We start from the raw sequence: 24,915 nt of genomic DNA, 5'->3' as shown, positions 1-24,915 counted from the left end.
AAGTAACTGAGATTTTAAACTCAAAAAAACTTAGGACCTTAGAATCTCAGTAACTGAGAAACTCTAAACAAAGAATATGGGAATTTTTAAAATTGAAGGAGGAATCCGTTTAAAAGGAGAAATAACTCCACAAGGCGCAAAAAATGAAGCATTACAGATTTTATGTGCGGTACTTTTAACTTCTGAGAAAGTAACAATCAACAATATTCCCGATATTATTGATATTAATAAATTAATTGCTCTTTTAGGAAATCTAGGAGTGAAAATTCAGCGTAATGGACCGGGTTCTATTACTTTTCAAGCCGACGAAGTGAATGTTGGTTATTTAGAAACCGAAGCTTTCAAAAAAGAAGGTGGCGCTTTAAGAGGTTCTATTATGATTGTTGGGCCACTTTTAGCTCGTTTTGGAAAAGGATATATCCCAAAACCAGGTGGAGATAAAATTGGTAGAAGAAGATTAGATACTCACTTTGAAGGTTTTATTAACCTTGGAGCCAAATTTAGATACAACAGAGAAGATCACTTTTACGGAGTAGAATCTCCAAAAGAAGGCTTGCAAGGAACGGATATGTTGCTTGATGAAGCTTCGGTAACCGGAACGGCTAATATTGTTATGGCAGCTGTTTTAGCAAATGGAAAAACGACAGTTTACAATGCCGCTTGCGAACCGTATTTGCAACAACTTTGTAAGATGTTGAATTCTATGGGAGCAAAAATCACTGGTGTTGGATCTAACTTATTAACTATTGAAGGAGTTAAGGAATTAGGAGGATGCGAGCACCGAATTCTTCCTGATATGATCGAAATCGGTTCTTGGATTGGTCTTGCAGCGATGACAAAAAGCGAAATCACGATTAAAAATGTAAGCTGGGAAAATTTAGGTTTGATTCCAAATACTTTTAGAAAATTAGGTATTACTATCGAAAAACGTAACGATGATATTTATATTCCTGCTCACGTTGATGGCTACGAAGTAAAAACAGATATCGATGGTTCTATTTTGACTATTGCCGATGCACCATGGCCAGGATTTACGCCTGACTTGTTGAGTATTGTTTTGGTAGTAGCAACTCAGGCAAAAGGGGATGTGTTAATTCACCAAAAAATGTTTGAAAGCCGATTGTTTTTTGTGGATAAACTAATCGATATGGGAGCGAAAATTATGTTGTGTGATCCGCACAGAGCTGTGGTTATGGGACATGATTTTAAATCTACTTTAAAAGCAACTACGATGTCTTCGCCAGATATTCGTGCGGGAATCTCTTTATTGATTGCGGCACTTTCTGCAAAAGGAACGAGTACCATTCAAAATATAGAACAAATTGATCGTGGATATGAACGCATTGACGAACGATTAAGAGCAATTGGAGCTAAAATCGTTCGTGTTGATTAAAAAAATGAGTAAAGAACAACAAGCCATATCGGCAACTTACTTTAGTATAATTGGAAATACCTGCTTAGCTATTATTAAAGGCTTAGCAGGTTTTTTTGGCAATTCTTACGCCTTAATTGCTGATGCAATCGAATCTACTACGGATATTTTTGCTTCTTTTTTAGTGTTGTTCGGAATCAAATATTCCAATAGACCTGCTGATGAAAATCATCCTTATGGACACGGTCGAGCAGAACCATTAATTACTTTCTTAGTTGTTGGTTTTTTGATTACATCAGCAACAATTATCGCTTATGAAAGTATTTTGAATATTCAAGCGCCTCATAATTTGCCTAAATCCTGGACATTATTTGTTTTAGGAGCCATAATTATTTGGAAAGAATATTCTTTTCAACTAGTAATGAAACGAAGTATAGAAACCAATAGTTCTGCTCTAAAAGCCGATGCCTGGCACCATCGAAGCGATGCAATTACTTCAGTGGCTGCATTTATTGGGATTTCAATTGCATTAATTTTAGGTAAAGGCTATGAATCGGCAGATGATTGGGCAGCACTTTTTGCTTCTGGTTTTATATTTTATAACAGTTATTTGATTTTTAGACCCGCTCTTGGCGAAATCATGGACGAACATTTGTATGATGATTTAATTGAGCATATTAGAACAGTGGCTTCTCAAGTAGATGGAATTATTGATACCGAGAAATGTTTCATAAGGAAATCAGGAATGAAATATCATGTAGATTTGCACGCTATTGTAAGTGCTGAAATTTCAGTTAAAGAAGGGCATCAATTGGCCCATATTTTAAAAGATACTTTGCGAAAAGATATTCCAGAATTAGGACATGTGTTGATTCATGTAGAACCTGATGATGAATAATATTGCTTTAGAAACCAAAAAAGCGAACCAAATTAATAATTTGATTCGTTTTTTTTATCTTCTTAATTGATTTACAAAAAGGATTGAATGGCCAAATCATAACTTTTTAGACCAAAACCTAAGACAACTCCTTTAGCATTTCCTGAAATATAAGATTGATGTCTGAAGCTTTCTCTTGAAAAAGTATTAGAAATATGCACTTCAACTACTGGAGTAGTGATTCCTTTTACCGCATCGCCAATTCCAACAGAAGTATGTGTGTAAGCGCCAGCATTCAGGATAATCCCATCATAAGAAAAACCAAATTCCTGTATTTTATCAATTAATTCTCCTTCAATATTGCTTTGATAGTAAGTGAATTCGATGGAAGGAAATTTCTTTTTTATTTCTTCAAAATATTCTTCGAAAGTTAAACTTCCGTAAATTTCAGGTTCGCGTTTTCCTAATAAGTTTAGGTTAGGGCCGTTTATAATGCTAATTTTCATTTTATATCTTTTTGTAAAAATAAAAAACCGTCTCGAATTATCGGGACGGTTTTAATTATATTTTCTAAGTTTTTTTAGAACATGATACCAGCTGATACTTGAAATGTAGAATTTTTAACATCAGCGTTTTTAGAAGCTTCTGTTAACCCGAGTCCATAACGCGCTTGAATGAATAGGTTTTTAGTGATATTTAGTCCCAGTCCACCTACAGCTGCAAATTCAAAAGTCTCAGAATCTTCAAAATTCACATTTTTTCTTTCGCTTAATAAGAAAGAAGCTTGAGGTCCTAATTCCAAACTTAAACTTTTACTTAAATAGATTTTTGCTAATACAGGGATAGAAAGATACCCTAATTCTTTTTTAAATTCGTCAGTTACATTTTCGTAAGATGCACCTTGAGTTGAGTATAAAAGTTCGGGTTGAATTGCAAAACGGTCTATTAGTTTAATTTCTGCAACTAAACCAGCATGGTAGCTTGTGATAGCTTCAGAATCATAGTTTTCCCCGTTTACAGTAATCTCAGTTCCGTTTTGATTGGCATAATTGATACCTCCTTTTAAACCAAATCGAATGGACTGTGCTTGTAATACTGCTGTTATGCTAAAAAGCATGATAGTAATTAAAAATGATTTTTTCATAATAGATTTATTAGTTATAATTTGAGACTGTAAATATAAAACAGTTAATGGTTCATTTTATTGTGTTTTTAAATAAATTTCTATTTTAAAGGTTGAACTATTTTTTATAAATCACGAAAAAACTTATGCTTTTAATTCTTTGATTGAAAAAGAGACATCACTAATAAGGTGATAAAATTATTTTAGCTGCTATTGCTGTATTTTTTTTGATGAATACTTATTCTCAAGTCAATTTTTCAAAATACCTCAGAGAAAATCATCTAGTGCTTCTCATACTTATTTAGGAATTTAAGTCGATGGAGGTTATTAGTCTTTGTTGTTTTAAAACATAAAAAATCTCTTTTGGAAAGAGGTTTTTTATGTTTATAAAAGTCGTTTATTTGTAGTATGAATTGGAATTTCTATATTCAAAGTTATCAATCCTATCTTAAAATAGAGCGTGGTTTATCAAAGAATACAATTACTAATTATTCCTTTGATATTGAGCGATTGTGTCTATTTCTTACTGATAATAAAATAGAGGTTTCTCCTTTAAAAATTAGTGAGGAAACTGTTCAACAGTTTATTTATGCTATTTCTAGCCAAGTGAATGCGCGATCTCAGGCTCGAATAATTTCAGGTTTAAAAAGCTTTTTTAGCTATTTAATTTTCGAAGATTACCGGAAAGATAATCCAATGGAGTTAATTGAAGCTCCTAAAACGGGTAGGAAATTACCGGATACCTTGGCGGTTGAAGAAATAGATGCGCTAATTTTGGCTATTGATTTAAGATCTAATGAAGGCGAACGAAACAGAGTGATGTTAGAAACATTGTATAGCTGTGGACTTCGGGTATCAGAATTGGTTTCGCTTAAAATATCCGATTTGTTTTTTGATGAGGGCTTTATTAAAATTACAGGAAAAGGAAATAAAGAACGATTTGTTCCAATTGCTCATTCGACTCAAAAATACATTCTTCTTTACAAAGAAAATGTTAGAATAAATGTTCCTGCAAAAAAAGAATTTAGTGATACTTTGTTCTTGAATAGAAGAGGAGGTCAGTTGACTCGTGCTATGGTTTTTACCATTATCAGTAATTTAGCCGTTAAAATTGGTTTGACCAAAAAAATAAGTCCACATACTTTCAGGCATTCTTTTGCGACACATCTTTTAGAAAATGGCGCCGATTTAAGATCGATTCAGTTAATGCTTGGACATGAATCCATAACCACTACCGAAATTTATTTGCATTTGGATAGAAAATTTTTAACCGAAGTGATCAATAATTTTCATCCGAGAAAAGGGAAGTGAAATTCCAATTTTTTAAATTCCGAAGGGTCAACACAAAAACTTGTGGAGTTAGAAAAAAAATTACCGCAGAGAGCGCTAAGTTTTTTACCCTTAGTTTTTATAAAAAGGCAAAGTTTGCAAAGTTTTCTATTGACTTAGCTTTGTGAACTTTGTGCTTTTAGAAGCATTCTTCGTTGAAAATCTTTGCGCTCTTTGCGGTAGAAAATAATTAGAGCGTATGGTTTTTATGTTTCTCCACAACATTTAGCGTTGATCCATTCCAAATTCCAAAATTCATTTGTAAAAAAAAACTCCAAATCCCAATTATGATTATTGGAATTTGGATTTTTTATTCCGCCTCCCTCTCCTTTGGAGAGGGTTGGGGTGAGGATTATTTAGCAATATTTACTGCTCTCGTTTCTCTAATCACGGTTACTTTAACCTGACCTGGATAAGTCATTTCAGTTTGGATTTTTTGAGAAATTTCAAAAGATAAAGTGGCTGCATTGTCATCAGAAACTTTTTCACTTTCTACAATTACACGTAATTCTCTACCCGCTTGAATAGCATAAGCATTTTTTACACCATTGAATCCGTAAGCTACTTCTTCAAGGTCTTTCAAACGTTGGATATAAGAATCTAATACTTGTCTTCTTGCACCTGGTCTTGCTCCTGAAATAGCATCACAAACCTGGATAATTGGAGACAATAAAGATTTCATTTCTATCTCATCGTGATGCGCACCAATTGCGTTGCAAACTTCTTCTTTTTCACCATATTTCTCAGCCCATTGCATACCTAATAAAGCGTGAGGTAAATCACTTTCAGTATCTGGCACTTTTCCAATATCGTGTAATAAACCAGCTCTTTTTGCCAATTTAACATTCAATCCTAATTCAGCAGCCATCAATCCACAAAGTTTAGAAACTTCACGGGAGTGTTGCAATAAGTTTTGTCCGTAAGAAGAACGGTATTTCATTCGTCCTACTACTTTAATTAATTCTGGGTGTAAACCGTGAATTCCTAAATCGATAACGGTACGTTTACCTACTTCGATAATTTCGTCGTCAATTTGTTTGGCTGTTTTAGCCACCACTTCTTCAATACGTGCTGGGTGAATACGTCCGTCAGTTACTAATTTGTGTAAAGCCAAACGAGCAATTTCTCTTCTAACTGGATCAAAACAAGAAAGGATAATCGCTTCTGGAGTATCGTCAACAATAATTTCAACACCTGTAGCTGCTTCAAGCGCTCTAATGTTTCTTCCTTCACGACCAATAATTCTACCTTTTACATCATCCGATTCGATATTGAATACAGAAACGCAGTTTTCTACAGCCTCTTCTGTACCTACACGCTGAATGGTATTGATGATGATTTTTTTAGCTTCTTGTTGTGCCGTTAATTTAGCTTCTTCGATTGTGTCTTGAATATGAGACATTGCTTTAGATTTCGCTTCTGCTTTCAAACCTTCAACTAATTGCTCTTTGGCTTCTTCGGCAGATAAACCAGAAATCAATTCTAATTGTTGTAGCTGGCTTTTATGTAGTTTGTCTACTTCGGCTTGTTTTTTGTCTAAAACTTCAATTTTAGCTTCAAATTCAGCCGTTTTTTTCTCAAAATCGTCGTTGATTTTTTTAGCTTTAGATAGTTCATTAGAAATTTGAGATTCTTTGTCTCTTGTTCTTTTTTCTACTTCTGCTACTTTTTTGTCACGAGCTAAAATCACTTGTTCATGCTCTGATTTTAATTCAATAAACTTCTCTTTTGCTTGAAGAATTTTATCTTTTTTTATGTTTTCAGCCTCTAGATTGGCATCTTTTAATATTGAAGCGGCTTCTTTTTTAGCATTTTTGATAAGATTAGAGATGTTGCTTTTTTCTATGATTTTAGCAATAATAAAACCTGCTGCAATACCTATAATTCCCGAAATAATAATCGTTAATATGTCCATGTTTGTTTAAAAATTTATATATAAAAAAAAGCCTACATTAGTTGTTTGTATAAACTCGTAAAGACAAGTTTTGAGCTAACTCGCTGTTCAAGCTTCCAAACTGAATTGGCTTGCTATAGTAACGATGATTCGCTCATTCTAAATTGTTAGTGTTGAGTTTACCAAATTATGAACTAATGTAGGCAGTATCTTAGTTGTTAAAGAACGTCGTTGTTTTTTTAGAGATTTTCGTCTAAAAGTGCATTAATTTTTTGAATTCTATCGATGGTTTCATCACCATTGATAGCATTGTCAATCTGTTTTTGCTCTACTTGTGATGCAAATTGCAAAGCACACATGGCTAAAACGTCTTGTTTATCGCGAACAGCATAATTCTCTTCAAATTGCTTTATCATCGTATCAATTTTTTTAGAAGCACTTCTAAGTCCTTCTTCTTGACTAGGATCCACAGTTAATGGATACACCCGGTCTGCAATTGATATTTTAATTTTAAGCTTTTCGTCCATTGTTTATACTAATCTGATAACTGTGCAATACAGTAATCAATTTCCCGAATTAATGAATTTATTTTAAGCTTTGTATCTCTTTTGTTTTCGTCACTGCCCAATAATGAACTGGCAATTTTAAGTGTCTCATACTGCGCTTTTAACGCTTCAATCTCACTGGATTGTTTTTGTATGATTTGAGCAGCTTTACTTAATTCGATAGTTAAATCTTGATTGTTTTTTTCTAAATTTCTTAGTTTTAGAATAAGTTTTCCAACTTTATTTTCAAGAGTATCAATTATTTCTGCAATTACACTCATTATTAATCCTATTCATTACTTAATATTACAAATTTAGTATTAGTTTTTATTATTACAATATTTTATTGGTTTTTTTATTATAAAATAATCAAAATGTTGTACTGTAATTGATTACAAAAAAACTTTTTTTATAAAGTATTCCAAATTAGTTTTTTTATATTAGCAAAAACGATACGCATGAGATTTTTCCTTTTTTTCCTATTGATTTCTAGAGTAGTTATTGCTCAAACTACCTATCCAAAAGATTATTTTCAAGCTCCTTTAGACATTCCAACGCAATTGTCGGGGAATTTTGGAGAATTAAGACCCAATCATTTTCATGCGGGTTTTGATTTTAAAACCTTACAAAGAGAAGGATTAAAAGTGTATGCTGCTGCTGATGGGTATGTTTCCCGGATTAAAATTTCTCCTTTTGGAAATGGAAAGGCGATATACATTAATCATCCTAATGGATATACTACCGTTTATTGTCATTTACAAACCGCCTCTGGTGAAATTGAAAATTACATCAAGAAAACGCATTATAAAGATCAAAACTTTGAGATTGAAATGTTTCCAAAAGCAAATGAATTAGTCGTCACAAAAGGACAAGTGATTGCGCTTTCAGGAAATACAGGTTCTTCGGAAGGCCCGCATTTGCATTTTGAATTTAGAGATACTAAAACAGAGAAAATTATCAATCCAATGCTTTTTGGTTTTGATAAATTTATAAAAGATACCAAGACCCCCGTGATAGCTGCTGTTTACGTTTATCCTTTGTCAGGTTCAACTGCTAATAAATCCAAGCGTCCTTTATTGCTGAATCTAAGTTTACAAAAAGATGGAACTTATTTAGCCAATAAAGTGTTGGCTAATGGCGCTATTGGTTTTGGAATTACAGCCGATGATTATGATAATAATTCGTTCAATAAAAATGGCATTTATAAGGTACAGTCTTTTTTGAACGGAAAAACTTCTTTTGGATATCAATTTGATACTTATGGATTTGATGAGATGCGTTATGTAAATGCTTTGATTGATTATTCACGGTACAAAAAAACTTACCAACGAGTTCAAAAACTTTTTATGAGTACGCCTTATAATTTAAGTATTATAAAAACAGATGGGACTAATGGAATTGTAAATGTGCTTCCTAACATCAATTTAGTGTATCGAATTGAGGTGGCTGATTTTTTTGGGAATACCACTACCGTAACTATTCCAATTGGTTTTGATGCTTCCAGTTCAGTTGTAGAGCAAGAAGCCGTTATTTCGAATTATTTTGTAAAAGCGCAAAAAGAAAATATTTTTTCGAAAGATAATATGACAGTAACATTTCCTGCAAAAACATTTTACGAAGATTTTTCCATGAATTTTGCTGTAAATGGAAATATACTAACGCTTCACGATGATACAGTTCCAGCACATTCTAATTTTGAAATAGCTATTGAGAGTGATAAATATACGGATGAACAAAAAAGTAAAGTATATATTGCTAATTTAGGTGCTAATGGAAGGTTGGGTTATAATTGGACTAACGTAAAAGGAAATGTATTTACCACCCGAGTGCGAACTTTAGGAAAATATACTTTGGCGATTGATAATTCACCACCTATAATTAGCGTGGTAAAACCAATTCAAGGACGGTGGTTGAGTAATGATAAAACGCTCCAACTTTCAATAAGCGACACTGGATCGGGTATAAAATCATACAACGGATATTTAAATGGAAACTGGATTTTATTTGAATACAATACTAAAACTAGAAAAATAACTCATTATTTTAGTGATGGAATTGTAGCCGAAGGTGCTAACAATTTAAAAGTAATTGTAACAGACCAAGTGGGGAATTCAAAAACATTTGAGACTCAGTTTTTTAGAAGTCAAAAATAATAGGAGATACATTGAATAATAATAAGCTAGGTTGGGTTTTTATTCTGTTTTGGGTAAGTTTTTCTTCTCTGGCACAATTAGTTAGGGTGAAAGGAACGCTGCTTGATGCTCAAAATCGACCAGTAAGTAATGTCAATATTTCGTTTTTAGGACATACAACGCTGTCTAATACCAAAGGTTTTTATGTAATAAAAGTTCCTGTAAATAAAAAAATAAATCTGATTTTTAGTCATTTAACATTTAAGAAAGTTACTGTTTCATTAGTGTTAAAAAGTATTTCTGATTACGAATTGAATTTGGTGATGAATGAGTTCGAAGAACAAATGGGTGAGATTGTTGTTTCAAAAGACAAGAGAAGCCAAATTGAAGGAATTACAACCATTTCGGCTGAAATTATAAAGAAATTACCAGGAGCTAATGCAGGAATCGAAAATGTTTTGAAAACTTTAGCAGGAGTCAATTCGAATAATGAATTGAGTACACAGTATTCTGTTCGAGGAGGAAGTTACGATGAGAATTTGGTTTATGTCAACGATATAGAAATTTACCGTCCTTTCTTAATTCGTTCCGGGCAACAGGAAGGTTTGAGTTTTACGAATACTGATTTAGTGCAAAATGTCAATTTTTCGGCAGGAGGATTTCAGGCTAAATATGGGGACAAATTATCGTCGGTTTTAGATATAACCTATCGAAATCCAACTCAATTTGCGGCAGCTTTTGAAGCAAGTCTCCTTGGCGGAAGCCTTGCCGTGGATGCAATTTCAAAAAATAAAAAATGGACTTCGGTTACGGGAGTTCGTTATAGAAATAACAGTCTTTTAGTCAATAGCCAAGATACAGAAACCAATTATACACCCTCTTTTATCGATGTTCAAACCAATCTAAATTATAAAGCATCGAATAAATGGCAATGGAGTTTTTTAGGGAATATTTCGCAAAATAAATACAATTACCAGCCTTTAACTCGAAAGACTAGATTTGGGACTATAGACAATCCAATGGAGTTAAATGTGTTTTATGAAGGTCAGGAAAAGGATAAATACACTACCTATTTCGGTGCTTTGAAAACTACTTATCAAGTTTCTGATAACTTAAAATTTAAGTTCATTACTTCTGTTTTTCATACTATGGAGCAAGAACATTTTGATATTTTGGCACAGTACGCATTAACTAATGCTAATTCAATAATTGGTTCGGATTCCTATGATGTATCTTATGCAAATGGAATTGGAACACAGCTGAATCATGCCAGAAATGATTTGGATGCTTTGATTGTAAATTCCGAAATTAAGGGTTTTTATGATTGGAAGCAAAACAATGTAGCGTTTGGAGTAAAATATACCCGTGAATCCATTCGCGACCGATTAATAGAATGGGAGGTTATCGATTCGGCAGGATTTTCAATTAATCCACCCATACTTGATTTTTCTAGAGAGGATCAACCCAATACTTCATTTACTGGGCCTTTGGCTCCGTACCAAAGTGTTTTTGCCACTAATTTTAATACAATCAATCGTTTTTCGGCTTATGTTCAGTGGAATTCTAAAGTTAATTTTTCAACTGCCGAACTTTGGTACACAGCAGGAATTAGAATGCAAAATTGGGGAATATCAGGAACAAATGCTTCGGGGAATTTGCAAACTGTTTTTAGTCCAAGAGGGCAATTAGCACTAAAACCCAACTGGGAAAAAGAAACGATATTTAGAATTTCAGGAGGTTATTATTATCAACCTCCATTTTATAGAGAATTGAGAGCCGCATCTGGAGCAGTTCAGGATAATGTAAAAGCGCAGCAATCAATTCAGGTAGTTTTAGGTAATGAATACAGTTTTGAAATGTGGCAACGTCCATTTAAGTTGGTTTCGGAATTGTATTATAAATCCCTGAGCGATGTAAATACGTATACAATTGATAATGTTAGAATGCGTTATGCGGCGAACAATGATGCTAAAGCCTATGCCCAAGGATTGGATTTTCGGTTGAACGGAGAATTTGTTCCGGGTACGGAATCTTGGTTTAGTTTTGGTTATCTTAAAACGGAAGAAAACAGCAATAGTCGGGGGTATATTGCACGGCCAACAGACCAGCGACTCAAATTTGCCGTTTTGTTTCAGGATTATATGCCTACAATTCCGAGTATGAAATTGTATTTGAATTTGGTTTATAATACGGGGTTGCCAGGAGGTTCGCCTTCTTATGCTGATGCGTATCAATATCAAAATCGATTGAATGATTATCGCCGTGTGGATATTGGATTTTCTAAAGTTTTAATAGAGGCCCATTCGATGAAAACAAAAAAGAATTGGTTAGGAAATTTTAAAGAATTAGCTATTGGTCTAGAAATATTTAATTTGTTTAACAATCAAAATGCCATTACCAATACATGGGTGCGAGACGTGTATTCTAAAAACGAATATGCAATACCTAATTATATGACTACAAGAATATTCAATGTAAAGTTGAATGCTAAATTGTAGTCAAACTTTGGTGTCAGGAGTTTGAATTTGATTGTAGCATGTCATAAATTAAGTTTAAAAAATCGAAACCATTTTTAAAAATCATTACATTTGAAAATATTTTAATATCACATTCCTATGAAAACACTACATATAGCCTTGATGAATTTAGCAATCTTATGTTTAGTGAGTTGTAAAGAAGAAGTAGAAAAGCCTAAAGTGATTTATGATTCTTCTAATAGAAATAAACAATTAACTAAAGTAGATTCCACTCAGATTGCTATTGCTGATTTACCTATTCAGATGGAAGGAACGGATTATTTAATTCATCCTGTAGGAGATTTAAGGGTTTATGAGCGAGGAACAAAGGCTAAATATGGTTCTTCGAGTGTGATTGATTTGAGTTTTACGATTTCAAATTTAGGTGATTCCGAATTGACAGGATATTTACAAAATTTAAAATTTCAAAAATTAGATTCCGATTCGATAACAGCCTTGACAAAAAAGCCTGCTTTGATTTTAACGGCTACTTATTTAAAAGCAATTGCAGATAAGACCCAAAAGCAAATTTTAGTGTACACCATGTATGATATGGATACTAATAAAGACGGAAAATTAGATACTAGTGATATTAAATCGTTGTATTTGAGTGATATTAGTGGCAATCATTTTACCAAGATTTCAGCTAATTTTGAAGAATTGATTGATTGGAATTTAATTGAATCTAAAAACCGTTTGTATTTTAGAACTGTTGAGGATACTAATAAAAACGGACAGTTTGATAAAAACGATGTAGTGCACTATAATTACATTCATTTATTAGATAAAGATTGGGAGGTAACAAGTTATGAACCAATTTAAATCAGAATATCGCTTTCTAAATCGGATTTTTCAATAGTGAAATCAAAACCTAATTGTTTCATCAATTCGATAACTAAATTTTTATACCAGTTTTCAGATTTGGGATGAATGTAAATTTTTTCGATAAGTTCATTAATATCTACACTAATTTTTAAGCCTTCATTTAATTTGGTATTGCTGTCGCTATCAGAAACGTCAGTAATAATTCGAACTTCACGCTCGTATTGAAAACTTTTTCGTTTGAAAAGAAAAGGGAAGAATAAATCATCAAAAGGAATGTATTCTTTTTTGTAATCGATATAATTGACTTCGCCAATATATTGTTTGAAATTGGTTTCAGGCTGTAACGCTTTTTGTAATCTCCCAATGGTTGATTGAATGGCGAGACCTTCACTGTTTTGAGTAAAAATTTGCCACATAGCAAAGGATTCATATTCATTAATGTGCCAACTGCTAATAGCTACTTTTTCCCGATGTGTTTTGTAATAATTAATAAAATCAGGATTATTAATGGCTAATTTCTTGATTTCTTCATACGTAGGTTCGCTAAAAGTACCTTCGTATTGATCTTCAAATTTGTCTGAACGCGACATGAATAATTTTTGCGAAAGCAATAAATCTAAAAATTTTGACAAGTCCAGGTATTTCCAAACAACAGTATCTAGGTTTTCTGGCAGTTTAATATTTAGATTGTTATGGTACATTGTTATAATTTAAAGATAAAAAATGGAAAGATGTAATGATCTTCTGTTTGTGAGAAATCTTAAACCTAAATTCGGCATTTTAAAATTAAACGATGTTAAATTATAATTATTTATTCAAAAGATTGCATCATGACTAGTTTGTTGTAAGCACCATTTAATGCAATTAGTTCTTCGTGAGTTCCTTGTTCTGCAATTTTCCCTTTTTTCATAACCACAATTGTATCTGCTTTTTGAATCGTAGAAAGTCGGTGTGCAATAACAATTGAAGTTCGGTTTTGCATCATGTTTTCTAATGCTACTTGTACAAATTTTTCGCTTTCGGTATCTAAAGCTGAAGTTGCTTCGTCCAGAATCATAATGGGAGGATTTTTCAATACGGCACGAGCAATGGATAGTCGTTGTTTTTGTCCTCCTGAAAGTTTGTTTCCGCTATCACCAATGTTGGTATAAATTCCCTTTGGTAAATCTTTTACAAATTCGTAAGCATTAGCAATTTTCAAAGCTTCGATAATTTCTTTATCGGTAGCATTTGGTTTGCCCAAAGAAATATTAGCTTTTATGGTATCGTTAAATAAAATACTGTCTTGAGTAACTAATCCCATTAATCCGCGTAAAGATTGTAAATTCATATCTTTGATGTTTACTCCGTCAATGGCAATACTTCCTTTGTTTACATCATAAAAACGAGTCAATAAATTAGCAATGGTGCTTTTTCCACTTCCTGATTGTCCCACTAAAGCAACAGTTTGTCCCTTTTTAATATGAAGTGAAAAATCTATTAAGACGCTTTCTTTTTCGTATTTAAAATTAATGTTTTGAATGTCAATATTGGATTCAAAACTGTTTTTTTCAACCGCATTTACTTTGCTGGTAATAGGGTTTTCCTGAGTTAAAATTTCAAGAATACGTTCTGCAGCAGCATTTCCTTTTTTTACGCTATAAGAAGCTTTAGAAATGGATTTAGCAGGAGTAAGAATATTGTAAGCCAGTCCCATATAAGCAATAAACGAAGCGCCATTTAAGGTTTTTTCAATCAAAACCATATTTCCTCCATACCAAAGCAAAATAGCAATAACCATAATTCCCATAAATTCACTCATGGGCGAAGCCAGATTTTGACGATTACCAATACTATTGGATAATGTAAAAAAACGTTGGGTAGATGCTCTAAAAACTTCACCAAAATATTTTTCGGCATTGTATCCTTTTACCACTTTCAGTCCGCCTAAAGTTTCTTCGATTGTAGATAAAAAGATACCTTGTTCTTGTTGAGCTCGTGTGGATTTCTTTTTTAATTGTTTTCCAATAATAGAAATTATATAACCAGAAACAGGAATAAAAACGAATACAAATAATGTCAACTGTGGGCTAATGGCAAGCATGGCTATTATGGTAAAAATAATAGTTAGCGGTTCTTTTACAATAAGTTCTAGTATGGATAAAAAGGAAGTTTGTACTTCGTTTACATCTGCCGAAATTCTAGAAATTACATCTCCTTTTCTCTTTTCTGAGAAAAAAGATAAAGGTAGCTCCAATGTTTTTTGATACATCGCATTACGCATGTCTTTCAAAATTCCGTTTCTTAAAAAAGTAATAAAAAACATGGCCATATAATCGCAAAAGTTTTTCAATAAGAATATGGAAATAATCACAGCGACCATGATGGATAAGGTGTAACCTACACCGAAAGTGTCTGTGATAGTAGTGATATAATAACTAAGATAATCTTCTCCAAATTTTTTAATTTCCCAAATTCCAGTATACGTTGGCATTACTGTATTTCTTTTAGTCTGGTCAAATAATACCTGCATCATCGGAATTAATGACATAAACGACAAGGTGCTAAAAAGGGCATATAGCACATTAAAAAAGATGTTCAAGTAAGCGTATCTTTTGTATGGGAATATAAAAGGAAGTATTTTTTTGAAATTACTCATTTATTTTCGGGTATTGTTTTCTGCTATAGCTATGGCTTTCTCCAGTTTTTCTAGTAATAGTTTTTTTTCGGGTAATAGCGTTAAGTATTCTGCCACTTTGATTTGCTCGTGATTATCAAGCATTAAATAATTAATTTGTTCAGGAGATTTCTCGCTACAAAGAATTAAACCAACGGGTTTGTTTTCTCCATCTTTTTGTTCGTTTCTCTCTAACCAACGGAGGTATAACTCCATTTGACCTTTGTAATTGGCTTTGAATTTTCCTAATTTTAAATCTATCGCAACTAAACTTTTTAAACCTCTATGATAAAAAAGTAAATCGATATAAAAGTCTTCATTGTCAATAGTTATCCTTTTTTGACGGGCTAAAAAAGCAAACTCGCTTCCCATTTCGGTAATGAAATATTGAAGTTGTGCCAAAATAGAGCTTTCCAAATCTTTCTCGGAATAGCTGTCATGTAAACCTAAAAAGTCTAAAAAATAAGGATCTCGAAAAATTAAGTCTGGGCTTATTTTCTTTTCGGTTGCTAAGGTTTTTAATTCATTGACAATAGTTAGCTCAGGCTTTTTGCTAATTGCCGTTCTCTCAAAAAGCATGCTGTCTATTCGTTCCTGTAGCGTACGAACACTCCACCTTTCATGAACTGCCATTTGAATGTAAAACTCTCGTTTTATGGGGTTTTCTATATAAATAAGATTTCTAATATGTGACCAACTCAATTGTGCACACAGTGTGTGCACAATTGTAATGTCTTGAATTATAGTGTTTAGTTTTATAAAGCTATGAAGATTTCTCTTGTTGAATCCACTTCCATATCTATTAGAAAGAGCGTTACTTAAATTTAAAATAAGTTTCTTTCCATAATCGGCTCTGTCGTTTTTTAGAATATCATCATTGATAGTTTTACCAATATTCCAATACAATAAAGTCAGTTCTTGATTGACTGTTTTGGCAACAACATGACGTGTTTGGTCTATTAAACCGATAATTGAATTTAATAGTTTCGGAGCGTCATTTGTGTCCAATTTTTCCATTTATTGATTTTAATTCAATTGCATTGCTGCTATAATGTTTTTTATTTTATCATCTAAAATACTTTCTACTTCGTTGAAGTTTTCTACAGCATCAAGTTGCGTATTTACGCTGATGTAGAATTTAATTTTAGGTTCAGTTCCACTTGGTCTGGCACAAATTTTAGAACCATCTTCAGTGTAATAAATTAATACATTAGATTTTGGCATATCCATGATTGATTCTTCTCCGTCCAATAAGTTTTTAGCAACTGATGATTGGTAATCTTCCACCATAATCACACGTTGTCCGTTGATTTCTTTTAATGGATTTTCTCTCAGGTCAATCATCATTTGGTTGATTTCCTGCAAGCCTTCCATTCCTTTTTTAGTCAATGAAACTAAATATTCTTTGTAAAACCCGTGTTCAACATATAATTTTAGTAATTCTTTGTAAACTGTACTTCCGTTAGCTTTGGCCTGAGCCGCAACTTCGCAAATTAATAGGGTAGCAGCAACTGCGTCTTTATCGCGAACAGCATCGCCTACCATGTATCCAAAACTTTCTTCTCCACCGCCAATGAATTCTAATTCAGGAAAATCCTTAATCATTTTAGCAATCCATTTAAAACCAGTTAAACCTACTTTAAAATTAACATCATAAGCCGAAGCTAATTCCATAATCATAGGAGTAGAGACAATGGTTGAACCTACAAATTGTTTTCCGTTGATTTTGCCTGCTTTTTTCCATTTTTCTAGTAAAAATGCAGTCATTAAAATCATAGTTTGGTTTCCGTTCAACAAAGTCATTTTGCCCTCGTTATTTCTTACAGCAATGCCTAAACGGTCACAATCAGGATCAGTACCAATAACAACATCGGCATTTTTTTTATCGGCTAAGGCCAAAGCTAAAGTCAAGGCTTCTGGTTCTTCGGGATTTGGGGATTTTACAGTAGGGAAATCTCCGTTAGGAATGGCTTGTTCGCTAACAATACTTACATTTTTGTAACCCGCTTGCTCAAAAGTTTGAGGCATTACGGCAATGGAAGTCCCGTGCAAAGAAGTGAAAACAATGTTTAAATTGTCTTTTGCTTCAACAGCTGTGTCAAAACTAGCATTTTCAATAGTCGATTGGATAAAGGCTTGATCAATTTCTTCGTCAATATATTGAATCAAATCTTCGTTAGCATCAAATTTGATTTCGTTGTAATTTAATTTTTCGATCGTATTAATAATTGCTTCGTCTTCTGGAGGAACAATTTGCCCGCCATCTTCCCAATACACTTTGTATCCGTTGTATTCAGGTGGATTGTGAGAAGCAGTTAGAACAATTCCGCATTGGCAACCTAAATGTCTTAATGCAAAAGACAGTTCTGGCGTTGGTCTTAAATCAGAAAAAAGATAAACCTGAATTCCATTGGCAGAAAAAACATCAGCAACCACTTTAGCTAAAAGTTTACTGTTATGTCGGCAATCAAAAGCAATAACGGCTTTTATGGGTTGGTTAGGAAAAACAGACTTTAAATAATTAGAAAGTCCTTGTGTGCTTTTTCCTAGCGTATATTTGTTGATTCGGTTGTTTCCCACTCCCATAATGCCACGCATTCCTCCAGTTCCAAACTCTAGGTTTTTATAGAAACTTTCTTCAAGTTCTTTAGGAGATGTTGCTATTATTTTGTTTAATTCTTCTTGGGTTGCGGTATCAAATGTAGGGCTTAGCCATTCATTAACTGCATCTAAAATGTTTTGTTTGATATTCATTTTTGTCGCGTTTACTGTTGTAGTTTTATGTTTGGTTGTTTTTAGTCTTTCTGTAATAGTTTGTAAACTATTCTTCCCTTCGAAATTTAAGAAATATATAGCTTGTTTTTACAAATCAGCTTGATTATGAGAAATTAATCTCATTAGAAATTTTATAGCGTTCTTCGTTATTTTTAGTACGTAAAATAATTTCGCCTAAAAATCCAGCTAAAAATAATTGTGTTCCTAATACCATTGTGGTCAACGCAATAAAAAACCAAGGGTTATTAGTCACTAAGCTGTAACGCATGTCGTTGTACATATAATACAATTTAGAAATACCAATATATCCTGCTAGTAAGAAACCGATGATAAACATTAACGAACCAATGGCTCCAAATAAGTGCATGGGTCTTTTTCCAAATCGAGATAAGAACCAAATAGTAATTAAATCTAGGAATCCGTTAATGAAACGTTCCATTCCAAATTTAGTCTCACCGTATTTTCTAGCTTGATGTTGTACAACTTTTTCTCCAATTCTCCCAAATCCGGCATTTTTTGCTAAAACTGGAATGTATCGGTGCATTTCGCCCGAAACTTCGATGTTTTTTACAACTATATTTCGGTATGCTTTTAGACCGCAGTTAAAATCATTCAATTCTACTCCCGAAGTTTTTCTAGCCGCCCAATTAAATAATTTAGAAGGAAGGTTTTTAGCCACGACAGAATCGTAACGTTTCTTTTTCCATCCTGAAACCAAATCAAAATTTTGATTGGTAATCATTTCGTACAATCCTGGGATTTCTTCTGGGCTGTCTTGTAAATCAGCATCCATAGTGATAATTACATCGCCTTGGGCTTTTGCAAAACCGGCGTGTAAAGCCTGCGATTTTCCAAAATTCTTCATGAATTGGATTCCTTTTACATGAGTGTTTTCGGTAGCAAATCCTTGAATGATTGACCAGGAACGATCAGAACTTCCATCATCCAGAAATATAATTTCATAAGAATAACGGTGCTCTTGCATTACTTTTATAATCCAAGTGTAGAGTTCTTTAAGAGATTCTTCTTCGTTAAGAAGTGGTATTAATATAGATAGATTCATCGATTTTATTCTTGTGATGGAGATTTGCTTTTAAAGAAAGCGGCTAAAATTAAGCCAAAAATAGTACAGAAAACAATATTAGAAAGAGAGCCTTTTAATAATCCTATAATAGAAAACTGGTCGTTTTCTTGTAAATCTTTAACAGCTGAGTTAATGGTTGCTGCAGGAGCGTTAAATTTCTCCATTGCAGAAATCATGTATTTAATGGTTAATTCTTTAATAGTATCTTTGGCTGAAGGATCGACAAAATTAAAAAGTATTATGTTGAAAATAAGTGATATTAGAATTCCAATTAATGCCGAAATGAAATAAGTAGTAAAGGCATCTTTGTAGGTAAAAATACCTGGAAATTCTTTTTTTGTTTTACTTAATAATACAATAGCAATAATAAGGTATAAAACTAAATTAGTGAAACCAATCCAAGAAGAGGTAAATAAATTTAAATCAATGGAGTAGATTAGTGCGGTGATTAAAACAGAAGTTAATCCAGTTATAATTCCAAAAGTAATGCCGTTTTTCTTAATGGTTTCGTGAATCATTGTTCGATACTTTCAATTAAGCAACAAATATAGTAATTCCCTCTATATTGAGGAGCAAAAAACTGTTTTTACCGCTTTATATAAAAAAAAGAAATAAACATTTGTTTATTGAAAAATAATTGTATTTTTGCATCCTCAAAATAATATTAAAATAAAAAGTTATAATTCCTTTATACCTTTTCTGTTAAAAGAGAAGCTTCAAAATGTTTTATAGCCAAACAAATAAAAAAGATTCAAGATGAAAAAAGGTGTACACCCAGAAAATTACAGATTAGTTGCTTTTAAAGACATGTCAAACGAAGATGTTTTTATTACTAAATCTACTGCTGAAACAAAAGAGACAATTACAGTTGACGGTGTTGAATACCCAGTTGTAAAAATGGAGATCTCTAGAACTTCTCACCCTTTTTACACAGGTAAATCTAAACTTATCGATACTGCAGGACGTATTGATAAATTCAAAACTAAATACGCTAAACACATTAAATAATTTTAATTTGTTTTTAAATATAGAAAACCTCGCAAATCGCGAGGTTTTTTTATTTTTATTGCTATTCAAAACTTTGTAACTTTGAACTCGATACAATAAAAAAGTAAGTTGTTTGCATCTGTTTTAATCATCAAATAACCGAATCAACTAATAACCAATTTTTATGAATTATATACTTTTTGACGGACCCGCTCGTAATGCTTTGTTGCCATTTACTTTTACGCGTCCAGTAGCGGATATTTTGATTGGAATTCTAACAATTCGTCAAAAATGGGAAAAATATTTAGGTTCGACCATTACTACTTTGACTGAAGAATATTTGTCTGATAAATATCCAATGGTAGAATTAGAAGAGAATGTAATGATTAATGCTTCCTTTCTTCCCAACGAAGTTTTAGCAGAAATGGTTTCGAATTTAGAGCCCAATCAAGCCATTTTTAAAGGAGAAGAAGTAATTGCTTTTTATACCAATGACAGTCAGGAAGAAGTAGATTTTGATAGTTATGAAATTATTGAATATAGCGAGGAATGTTTAACGGTGATGAATACCTGGGATATTTTTTCTAAAAATGCTGCGGCAATCCGAGAGGATTTTGAGTTTTTAACCGAAGATAGAAAGTCGCAAGCTATTCCAAAAAGTGTCAATGTAATTGCTGCAGAGAATATTTTTATTGAAGAAGGAGCTCAATTGGAATTTGTAACCTTAAATGCTTCGACTGGTCCTATTTATATAGGTAAAGATACTTTGATAATGGAAGGAACAACCATTCGTGGTCCTTTTGCACTTTGTGAAGGAGCGGTGGTGAAAATGGGCGCTAAAATTTATGGAGCAACTACTGTAGGATCGTATTCTAAAATAGGAGGAGAAATTAATAATTCGGTGTTGTTTAGTCATTCAAATAAAGGACATGATGGATTTTTAGGAAATTCAGTTTTAGGCGAATGGTGTAATATTGGCGCAGACAGTAATAATTCGAACCTGAAAAACAATTATGACGAAGTAAAATTATGGAGTTATGAAACGGAAGGTTTTGCTAAAACGGGATTGCAGTTTTGTGGTTTGATGATGGGAGATCATAGTAAATGTGGAATAAACACGATGTTTAATACAGGAACTGTTATTGGGGTGAGTTCAAATATTTTTGGAAGCGGATTTCCTCGCAATTTTGTTCCAAGTTTTTCATGGGGCGGAGCAGCTGGTTTTGCAACGTATACCACAAAAAAGGCTTTCGAAACAGCTAAGTTAGTCATGGGAAGAAGAAATATTGAATTTGATGAAAAAGAAGCTGCCATTTTAGAACATGTTTTTGAAGAAACTAAAAAGTGGCGTAAAGAGTAATTGAGGAATTATTTATTCCGATAATATAAAAATACTTTGTCTGTAATGGATAGAGTATTTTTTTTGTTTTTAGGTTGTTTTGAGTTATTTATTGAAAAAATGTTTGATAAATGATTGTTTTGTTGTTTTTTTGATGACAAATTAATAAATAAGATATGGAAGAATTTGTTGGAATGATAAATGATATTATTTGGAGTAACGGCTTAATCATTTTGTGTTTGGGTACAGGACTTTATTTTTCAATACGAACTCGTTTTTTACAATTAAGACATATTAAAGAAATGTGCCGCCTTCTATTTGATGGAAAAAGTACTGATTCTGGCGTTTCTTCTTTTCAAGCCTTGGCCATGTCTCTGGCGGGTAGAGTAGGTACTGGAAACATTGCAGGTGTAGCTACAGCCATTGCTTTTGGTGGGCCAGGTGCTATGTTTTGGATGTGGATGGTTGCTTTTTTAGGAGCAAGTACTGCTTATGTTGAAGCTACATTGGCACAAATTTATAAGGAAAAGCATCTGGGAGAATTTCGTGGAGGACCTGCTTTTTATATCGAAAGAGGATTAGGAATGAAATGGTTTGGGATTTTATTTGCCGTTGTTTCGGTAGTTTCTGCTGGTGCATTTTTACCAGGAGTTCAAGCAAATTCAGTGGCTGAGGGAATTAAAAACGCCTTTAATGTAGAAACATGGATAACAGGATTGGGAATGGTAATTTTGTTTGGAACTATTGTTTTTGGAGGAGTGAAAAGAATTGCTAAGTTTACAGAATATGTCGTTCCGTTTATGGCTATAGGTTATATTTTATTGGCATTAATAATTATTGCAGTAAATTTTGATCAATTAGCAGGAGTGATTAGTTTGGTTTTCAAAAGTGCTTTTGATATGGAAGCGGGTTTTGGAGCTGTTTTTGGCTTAGCCATTCAATGGGGTGTAAAAAGAGGGATTTATTCTAATGAGGCAGGTCAGGGAACTGCACCGCATATTGCTGCTGCTGCTAATGTTTCGCATCCAGTTAAACAAGGTTTGGTACAATCTTTTTCGGTGTATATTGATACTTTGTTTGTGTGTTCGGCTACGGGGTTTATGATTTTAATTACTGGAATGTATAATGTTTACAATCCAAGTTCTGCTGCTGGTGGAGCCTCAGAATTTTTATATCACGGATTAAATAATATTGCAGTAGGGCCAGCTTATACCCAGAATGCTATGGATACGGTTTTTCCAGGATTTGGATCCTACTTTGTTGCTATAGCCTTGTTTTTCTTTGCTTTTACCACCGTTATAGCTTACTATTATATTGCAGAAACTAATGTTTCTTATTTGACTCGAAAAATAGAATCGCCTGTTTTTTATTATGTTTTAAAGGTAATTATGATGCTTGTTATCATGTACGGTGCAGTAAATCAAGCTACCTTAGCATGGGCAATGGGAGATATTGGTGTTGGTTTAATGGCTTGGTTTAATATTGTAGCTATTCTTCTTTTGCAAAAACCAGCTTTAAAGGCATTATTGGATTATGAAAAACAGAAAAAACAAGGCAAAGATCCTGTTTTTGTTCCAGAAGAAATAGGAGTTACTAATGCGCATATTTGGAATACATTAAATAAAGAAAGAGAAAAGTAATCCATTTCTTGATACTATTTTAAAGCTTCTAGTAGCCCATTTCAGGTTGTTACTAGAAGCTTTTATTTTATAGCAACAAATTACTTAATTAATCTATCTTTGCACTTTTAAATTTATTGAGGGTAGAAACTTCTAACTTCCAACCTCTAACTTCTAACTTTTTACAATGATTACAATAAACGATATATCGGTACAATTTGGTGGAACAACACTTTTTAGCGATGTTTCTTTCGCTATTAATGAGAATGATAAAATTGCCCTTATGGGTAAAAATGGAGCAGGAAAATCAACTTTACTAAAAATTATTGCAGGGAATAGCAAGCCTTCTACGGGAAGTGTTTCGGCACCTAAAGATGCAGTTGTGGCTTACTTGCCGCAGCATTTATTGACTACTGATGGTGCAACGGTTATGGAAGAAGCGTCTAAAGCTTTTTCGGAATATTTTTCTATGAAATCAGAGATTGACGAAATCAATGAGCAATTGACTATTCGTACGGATTATGAAAGTGATGAGTACATGAAATTAATCGAAAGAGTTTCGGATTTAAGCGAAAAATTTTATGCTATTGAAGAGATCAATTACGAAGCAGAAGTTGAGAAAATATTAATTGGATTAGGATTTGTTCGTGAAGATTTTACACGTCAAACTTCGGAGTTTTCTGGAGGATGGAGAATGCGAATCGAATTAGCTAAAATTTTATTGCGTAAACCCGATTTGATTTTGCTCGATGAGCCAACCAATCACATGGATATTGAAAGTATTCAATGGTTGGAAGATTTTTTAATCAATTCGGCTAAGGCAGTGGTGGTGATTTCGCACGATAGGGCTTTTGTAGATAACATTACCAATCGTACAATTGAGGTAACAATGGGAAGGATTTACGATTACAAAGCCAAATACTCACATTATTTAGAATTGCGAAAAGACCGTAGAGTTCATCAGCAAAAAGCATACGATGAACAACAAAGAATGATTGCTGATAATAGAGCTTTTATTGATCGTTTTAAAGGGACTTTTTCTAAAACTGATGCGGTTCAGTCCCGTGTGAAAATGTTAGAAAAATTAGTTATTGTTCAGGTTGACGAAGTGGATAATTCAGCACTAAAATTGAAGTTTCCACCAGCTGCTCGTTCAGGGCAGTATCCTGTTGTAGTTAAGGATTTGTCCAAGTCTTACGGAGATCATGTGGTTTTTAAAGATGCTAATATTGTTATTGAAAGAGGGCAGAAAGTAGCCTTTGTAGGTAAAAATGGTGAGGGTAAATCGACTATGATTAAAGCTATCATGAAAGAAATTGGCATTGATGGCGGAAGTGTCGAAATTGGTCATAATGCTCAAATTGGGTATTTTGCTCAAAATCAAGCGTCTTTATTAGATGAAAATGCTACTATTTTTGAAACCATTGATGCTATTGCTGTAGGAGATATCAGAACGCAAATCAAGAATATTTTAGGAGCATTTATGTTTCAGGGCGATGATATTACTAAGAAAGTAAAAGTGCTTTCGGGAGGAGAAAAAACACGTTTGGCAATGATTAAATTGTTGTTGGAACCAGTGAATTTATTGATTTTGGATGAGCCTTCCAATCACTTGGATATGAAAACCAAAGATATTATTAAAGATGCTTTGCGTGATTTTGACGGAACTTTAATTTTAGTTTCTCACGATCGTGATTTCTTAGATGGGTTAGCAACCAAGGTTTTCGAATTTGGAAACAAAAGAGTAGTGGAGCATTTTGAAGATATTTCAGGTTTCTTGGCACACAAGAAAATGGAAAGCATGAGAGAAATTGAAAAATAAATTTTGGAAATAAAATAAAT

Annotated in this window: 21 protein-coding genes; 10 read left to right on the top strand and 11 right to left on the bottom strand. The window is 33.1% G+C overall.

Annotation, left to right across the window (positions count from 1 at the left end; translation table 11 throughout):
- Positions 1-76: 76 nt before the first annotated feature.
- Entirely contained in the window at positions 77-1,393 is a 1,317-nt protein-coding gene (gene murA / locus AAGV28_RS10500; RefSeq protein WP_373406764.1) for a UDP-N-acetylglucosamine 1-carboxyvinyltransferase, read from the top strand.
- Between the two features lie 4 nt (positions 1,394-1,397).
- Positions 1,398-2,270, top strand: coding sequence for a cation diffusion facilitator family transporter (locus tag AAGV28_RS10495; protein ID WP_373406763.1), 873 nt, complete (start codon positions 1,398-1,400; stop codon positions 2,268-2,270).
- 71 nt (positions 2,271-2,341) lie between these two features.
- Here the strand turns inward: AAGV28_RS10495 and aroQ are convergent, their stop codons facing one another.
- On the bottom strand, positions 2,342-2,755 hold the full coding sequence (gene aroQ / locus AAGV28_RS10490; protein ID WP_188493812.1) for a type II 3-dehydroquinate dehydratase: 414 nt from the start codon (positions 2,753-2,755) through the stop codon (positions 2,342-2,344).
- A gap of 74 nt (positions 2,756-2,829) precedes the next feature.
- Positions 2,830-3,393: a porin family protein gene (locus AAGV28_RS10485; RefSeq protein WP_373406762.1), complete on the bottom strand. Its 564-nt coding sequence runs from the start codon at positions 3,391-3,393 to the stop codon at positions 2,830-2,832.
- Between the two features lie 387 nt (positions 3,394-3,780).
- Between AAGV28_RS10485 and xerD the strand changes: the two genes are divergently transcribed.
- A complete protein-coding gene (gene xerD / locus AAGV28_RS10480) occupies positions 3,781-4,683 on the top strand; it encodes a site-specific tyrosine recombinase XerD (RefSeq protein WP_373406761.1) in 903 nt (300 codons plus the stop codon).
- Positions 4,684-5,053: 370 nt separating this feature from the next.
- Here the strand turns inward: xerD and rny are convergent, their stop codons facing one another.
- From rny to AAGV28_RS10460, 3 genes are all read right to left on the bottom strand, one after another.
- A complete protein-coding gene (gene rny, locus AAGV28_RS10475; protein WP_373406760.1) occupies positions 5,054-6,616 on the bottom strand; it encodes a ribonuclease Y in 1,563 nt (520 codons plus the stop codon).
- A 218-nt stretch (positions 6,617-6,834) separates the two neighbouring features.
- Positions 6,835-7,122, bottom strand: coding sequence for a cell division protein ZapA (locus tag AAGV28_RS10465; protein WP_035660797.1), 288 nt, complete (start codon positions 7,120-7,122; stop codon positions 6,835-6,837).
- An 8-nt stretch (positions 7,123-7,130) separates the two neighbouring features.
- A complete protein-coding gene (locus tag AAGV28_RS10460; protein ID WP_373406759.1) occupies positions 7,131-7,421 on the bottom strand; it encodes a hypothetical protein in 291 nt (96 codons plus the stop codon).
- A gap of 177 nt (positions 7,422-7,598) precedes the next feature.
- Here AAGV28_RS10460 and AAGV28_RS10455 point away from each other — a divergent pair, with 177 nt between their 5' ends.
- The 3 genes from AAGV28_RS10455 (at position 7,599) to AAGV28_RS10445 (ending at position 12,610) form a co-directional block, all read left to right on the top strand.
- The gene (locus AAGV28_RS10455; protein WP_373406758.1) at positions 7,599-9,293 is read left to right on the top strand and encodes a M23 family metallopeptidase; all 1,695 of its coding nucleotides are present in this window, start codon (positions 7,599-7,601) and stop codon (positions 9,291-9,293) included.
- 11 nt (positions 9,294-9,304) lie between these two features.
- On the top strand, positions 9,305-11,770 hold the full coding sequence (locus AAGV28_RS10450) for a TonB-dependent receptor (RefSeq protein WP_373406757.1): 2,466 nt from the start codon (positions 9,305-9,307) through the stop codon (positions 11,768-11,770).
- Between the two features lie 117 nt (positions 11,771-11,887).
- A complete protein-coding gene (locus AAGV28_RS10445) occupies positions 11,888-12,610 on the top strand; it encodes a CREC-EF hand family protein (RefSeq protein WP_373406756.1) in 723 nt (240 codons plus the stop codon).
- Here AAGV28_RS10445 and AAGV28_RS10440 read toward each other — a convergent pair.
- From AAGV28_RS10440 to AAGV28_RS10415, 6 genes are all read right to left on the bottom strand, one after another.
- Positions 12,607-13,314, bottom strand: a complete 708-nt coding sequence (locus tag AAGV28_RS10440) for a hypothetical protein (protein ID WP_373406755.1) — start codon at positions 13,312-13,314, stop codon at positions 12,607-12,609. The genes AAGV28_RS10445 and AAGV28_RS10440 overlap by 4 nt on opposite strands.
- A 110-nt stretch (positions 13,315-13,424) precedes the next feature.
- Positions 13,425-15,251, bottom strand: a complete 1,827-nt coding sequence (locus AAGV28_RS10435; RefSeq protein WP_373406754.1) for an ABC transporter ATP-binding protein — start codon at positions 15,249-15,251, stop codon at positions 13,425-13,427.
- On the bottom strand, positions 15,252-16,286 hold the full coding sequence (locus AAGV28_RS10430) for a PDDEXK nuclease domain-containing protein (RefSeq protein ID WP_373406753.1): 1,035 nt from the start codon (positions 16,284-16,286) through the stop codon (positions 15,252-15,254).
- 9 nt (positions 16,287-16,295) lie between these two features.
- Complete coding sequence (locus AAGV28_RS10425) at positions 16,296-18,023, bottom strand: phospho-sugar mutase (protein WP_373406752.1); 1,728 nt, start codon at positions 18,021-18,023, stop codon at positions 16,296-16,298.
- Positions 18,024-18,147: 124 nt separating this feature from the next.
- Entirely contained in the window at positions 18,148-19,107 is a 960-nt protein-coding gene (locus AAGV28_RS10420) for a glycosyltransferase family 2 protein (protein WP_373406751.1), read from the bottom strand.
- Between the two features lie 5 nt (positions 19,108-19,112).
- Positions 19,113-19,646 carry a DUF4199 domain-containing protein gene (locus AAGV28_RS10415; RefSeq protein WP_373406750.1) on the bottom strand — a complete coding sequence of 178 codons (534 nt, stop codon included), beginning with the start codon at positions 19,644-19,646 and terminating at the stop codon, positions 19,113-19,115.
- Between the two features lie 238 nt (positions 19,647-19,884).
- Between AAGV28_RS10415 and AAGV28_RS10410 the strand changes: the two genes are divergently transcribed.
- The 4 genes from AAGV28_RS10410 (at position 19,885) to AAGV28_RS10395 (ending at position 24,895) form a co-directional block, all read left to right on the top strand.
- Positions 19,885-20,136, top strand: coding sequence for a type B 50S ribosomal protein L31 (locus AAGV28_RS10410; RefSeq protein ID WP_373406749.1), 252 nt, complete (start codon positions 19,885-19,887; stop codon positions 20,134-20,136).
- Positions 20,137-20,299: 163 nt separating this feature from the next.
- Positions 20,300-21,475 (top strand): GlmU family protein, encoded by a 1,176-nt coding sequence (locus AAGV28_RS10405; RefSeq protein ID WP_373406748.1) that lies wholly within the window; start codon positions 20,300-20,302, stop codon positions 21,473-21,475.
- A gap of 155 nt (positions 21,476-21,630) precedes the next feature.
- On the top strand, positions 21,631-23,094 hold the full coding sequence (locus tag AAGV28_RS10400) for an alanine/glycine:cation symporter family protein (RefSeq protein ID WP_373406747.1): 1,464 nt from the start codon (positions 21,631-21,633) through the stop codon (positions 23,092-23,094).
- Positions 23,095-23,260: 166 nt separating this feature from the next.
- Positions 23,261-24,895: an ABC-F family ATP-binding cassette domain-containing protein gene (locus tag AAGV28_RS10395; protein ID WP_373406746.1), complete on the top strand. Its 1,635-nt coding sequence runs from the start codon at positions 23,261-23,263 to the stop codon at positions 24,893-24,895.
- The last annotated feature ends 20 nt before the right edge of the window (positions 24,896-24,915 follow it).

Origin of the sequence: Flavobacterium zubiriense, from assembly GCF_041729725.1 — a bacterium.
In the GTDB taxonomy this organism is placed as follows: Bacteria; Bacteroidota; Bacteroidia; order Flavobacteriales; family Flavobacteriaceae; genus Flavobacterium; species Flavobacterium zubiriense.
Note: the sequence above shows the minus strand (reverse complement) of the source record. Positions and strands in the feature narration are given on the sequence as shown.